Genomic DNA, 3,687 nt, shown 5'->3' on the forward strand with positions numbered 1-3,687 from the left:
ACCAAGAGCCGAGTCGCGGGCGTGTCGCCGGCCGCGGCAGCCTTTCGGGCAAGTGCTGTTGCGTGAAGGGAGCGGCCTCGCAGGTTGGCGCTGCGCGCGAGCCGGTAGGTGTCGCGGGGATCGTGGTTCTGGACGAGAACGTCCCACACCTCCGCGGGCAGCGGCATGGATCGTCGCACCTTACGGGCGTTCTGGTGCAGGTAGTCGGCGGTGAGGTAGCCCGCGATCTGGCCCATCCCCGCGGGTACGGGGATCAGGCAGGACGCAGCCCCGTGCACCAGTTGGGTCGCGTAGCTGACGGCAGGCTCGAACCAGTCCTTCGGAGCGTCAGCGACCTGCCGTGGGGTCAGATAGGCCGGTGCGGCCGCCTTCAAGTAGGCGACGGTGAGCGAAGCCTGCGCGCCGACGCGACGCGCGTCCAAGGCCGCCGTGATGACTGCCTGGCCATAGCAGTCCTTGGCAGGGGCGTGCTGCCAGCGGCGGATCAGTTCCGGACCGGCCGCGAGGACCTGCGTGACGCCCGGGTCAGCGTGCTCGAGCGCAATACGGATCCGTCCGTCACGGGCGAGCTGTTCTGCGCGGTGCCTCTCGTTAGTGCTGAACACGCCGGGCACGTCAATGATCCGGGCCAGCTTCAACAACTCCCGGTCTTCGGCATGCCGGTCGCTCTCACCGGAAACCCGCAGTACGGTGCGGGCGGTCACCTCATCCGGCCATAGCGTCGCCAAGACCACCACACCGGCGGCCAGCATGCCGCCCACCAGCCCGGCAGGCAGCCCACCGGGCTGATCGAGATAGCGCTGCAGCTCATCCAGCCACACCACCGTCCGCGGCGCCGGCGCCTGCGCAAACGCGCGCACCGCGGCGGCATCGACCGGGTGCAGCAGCCACCACTCCGGCAGCACCGAACGGGCCGTCTCGAACAACGCCCGCGTCTTGCCCACCGACGAACCACCACTGAGCAGGACCATCCCGCCAGCGCCAGCGCCGGCGGCCGCGGTTATCGCGGTGCGCAACTCGGCGTCGAGGTCGCGGGGCACGTACGGCGGCATGCTGTCGGCGCCGGGCTCCACCTGGATGCTGGCATGCACCCCCAGCATCCGTGGATCAGCCTCCCGAACCCGCCGGGCGCCGGCCGGACGGCGCAAATGGCGCGTTTTCACCCGTTCCCACGCCGCCAGCCACGGCCCTTGACCCGGCTCTTGAACGCCGCACACCGCCAGGAACGTGATCACGGTGTCCCGCTCCGGCACCGACTCGGCCTTACTCACCAGAGAGCTGAGAGTGGCCCTGGACAACGCAGGCTGCCGGCCATCACGCGGTGGTAGCCCCTTCGCCGCCTTGATCAAATCGGTGTACGAGTGGGTACCACGCAGCCCGTCGAACGCTGCCGCCAGCTCCGGCAATGTGTGAACCGTGTTCGGATCCGGACCCTGGTCGCTGTTCGGTGGCTGTTCGGCGAACACCATCCACCCAACGTAGACCGTGCCACCCCACCGCGATACCCGACCAGCAGTCCGCCGCCGTTGTCCCCGGCTACCCGGTTCGGGTTGGTTCACAGCCGTCGCTGAATACCCTGACCTGCTGCTTCAGTCGATCCGTACCAGGGGTCCGGCCGGCCACCCCGCCCACCACGAAAGCGGGAGCACACCATGATCGACTGGACCACCATCGCCCAGGCTATCGGCGACCTGCTCGAACTCGCAGCCGCCACCATCACCCTTATCGCCGTCCTCGCCGAGAAAGACAAGCGGTAACGATGAGGGGTCGGGGTCCCGCCCCGACCCCAAGATCGACGAATACGGTAGGAACCGAATTCCGCACGTGCACCGGCTCACGAGGCAGAGTTGCAGTAGATGACCTTCGGCGAAGTGCGTCAGCAGTCGTCGCCCGGGGAGCAGCTGCTAACCGTTGCTGCGGTCGGCGACGTGGCAGTAAGCGCGGAGCTGGGTGTGATGGCACCGGCGCCAGTGAACGTAGCCGCGAACGCGATGAGCAACGCCGCCCTGGACAGCCAGCGTGATGTGAACATGATCTAACCCCCGTATTTGAGCTGTTCAGATCACGCTAGGCCGGACGCAGAGACCGCAATCGCAGGTTGGCGGAAGTTGACCCGTCCAGCCGCGCTGGTCGCCGAGCTCGCGGTGCCCGGCCCGGCGCAGCAGCGCCCGGATGTCCTCAGCGGTTTTGTCGCGTACCGACCACAACGGCCGCCCGCCCGCGCCGAACCCGAACGCTGGCCCACCCTCATCGTCGCTCATGAATACCGAACGTACGGGCACCGCCGCTGCCCGTCACCGCCGACACACCGCTCAGCCACCCCGCGAAACAGCGGCTCCGGGCGTCTACGGCGTCGCCTTGGTCTTGACCACGGGCTTAGGCCCCTGCTTGGGTGGCTCGTCGCCGATTTCCTTGGTGGGCTTAGAGACGCGCAGGTCAAGCATCCGGGCGCGCAAGGCCATGCTGGTGTCCATGGTCAGCAGCCGGACGGGCCGTCCGGCATAGTTCTGCAGAGCGCGAGCCCGATCGATGATTTCGTCGTCGTTGTCGTCGAGCCTCACGTGGTACACGTCGTCGAACAACACCTCGATAGTGACCGCGTCACGGGGCATTCCACCGGTCTCGACGACCGCGCTGAAGTTGTCGGCTTCGCGGATCGTCACGCGCGACCGTGGGTGGAACAGCAGCTCGTCCAGCACGCCCAGAGTGTGCCCAGCCCGCCATCGGCTCTGGTGGTTGCCCGACTCCTTGAGCCGGTCCAACTCGTCGATCACCACCCGGGGTACGACCAAGCGCACCGATTCGAATCCGAGGCCGAGCTCCTCGGCGTACTTGATCTCACGGATCTTGTCGGGGTGGTGGATGAAGACGCTGGTGTCCACCACGACAAGTTCACCACCCGGCCAGCGGTCGACCTCAGCTTTGAGCGCCGTCCAGGCTCGTTCCCACGCCTCGCCCCGCTCGGCGAGTTCGGCGCTGAGCAGGTCACGAGTGAAACGGTCGCGGCGGTCACCGAACTCGGCCAGCCGCCAGAACCGCGGCGTGAAGATCAGCCGGTCAATGTCGGTGGGCCGGACCTGGTTGCGCAGCACCCGGGCGTTCTCGTTCGCCCAGTCCAGGTAGGTGGTCAGCTCGCCGTAGTTGTTTCCGATCGTGGTCTTGCCGCGAAACAACAGGTCGAGCACATGAGTGGCCTGGGCACCGGGCGACAGAGTGACGAGCATGGCGAAGATCCTGCCAGCGCTGGACAGCTCAGCACCACCGTAAAAGCCCGGGCTGGTCAGGCCTGGTCGGCGACCCGTCGCTGCTCGCGGCGCTCGTGCCCAGCACGTTTGAGTGCTGTTCACCATCGCCGCTCCTGGGCGCTGGCGTCCGGCGCGGTCTCGACCTGCTCCGCGTTCGCCAGCGCGGCACGGATCTCCACCTCGGTCCAGCCGCCGGCGAGCAGCCCGGCGATCTGGTGCGCCAGCGCCGACAACGCGTTCCTCCTCAGCCGGCTCCAAGGCGTCTGGCCCGCCGGGCCGGTCGATCCGGATCCGGTCGACGTCCAGGCGCAGGCCAGCGCCGTGCTCGTAAAGCAGGTCGACCGCGGCCAAGGCCTGGTTGACCGTCGACGGAGCCTTGCGCAGCTGCAGCTGGCCGCGGCGCCAGGCGGTAACCGCGGCCTCGGCGCCGACCAGGTCGGCG

The 3,687-nt window shown here is 68.1% G+C and carries 3 protein-coding genes and 1 pseudogene; 1 reads left to right on the forward strand and 3 read right to left on the reverse strand.

Going from position 1 to position 3,687, the window contains the following annotated elements; all coding sequences use genetic code 11:
- Window positions 1-1,469, reverse strand: a pseudogene (locus Acy02nite_RS45910) (hypothetical protein); the annotation flags it as partial.
- A 387-nt stretch (window positions 1,470-1,856) separates the two neighbouring features.
- Here Acy02nite_RS45910 and Acy02nite_RS45915 point away from each other — a divergent pair.
- Complete coding sequence (locus Acy02nite_RS45915) at window positions 1,857-2,039, forward strand: hypothetical protein (protein WP_203756597.1); 183 nt, start codon at window positions 1,857-1,859, stop codon at window positions 2,037-2,039.
- 306 nt (window positions 2,040-2,345) lie between these two features.
- On the opposite strand, the gene Acy02nite_RS45920 is transcribed toward Acy02nite_RS45915, so the two are convergent.
- Together Acy02nite_RS45920 and Acy02nite_RS47450 are read right to left on the reverse strand one after the other, a co-directional pair.
- Window positions 2,346-3,350: a PIN domain-containing protein gene (locus tag Acy02nite_RS45920; protein WP_203756608.1), complete on the reverse strand. Its 1,005-nt coding sequence runs from the start codon at window positions 3,348-3,350 to the stop codon at window positions 2,346-2,348.
- Complete coding sequence (locus Acy02nite_RS47450; RefSeq protein WP_264653493.1) at window positions 3,344-3,478, reverse strand: hypothetical protein; 135 nt, start codon at window positions 3,476-3,478, stop codon at window positions 3,344-3,346. The genes Acy02nite_RS45920 and Acy02nite_RS47450 overlap by 7 nt, the downstream gene beginning before the upstream one ends.
- Window positions 3,479-3,687: the final 209 nt, after the last annotated feature.

Origin of the sequence: Actinoplanes cyaneus (assembly GCF_016862095.1) — a bacterium.
Classification (GTDB): Bacteria; Actinomycetota; Actinomycetes; order Mycobacteriales; family Micromonosporaceae; genus Actinoplanes; species Actinoplanes cyaneus.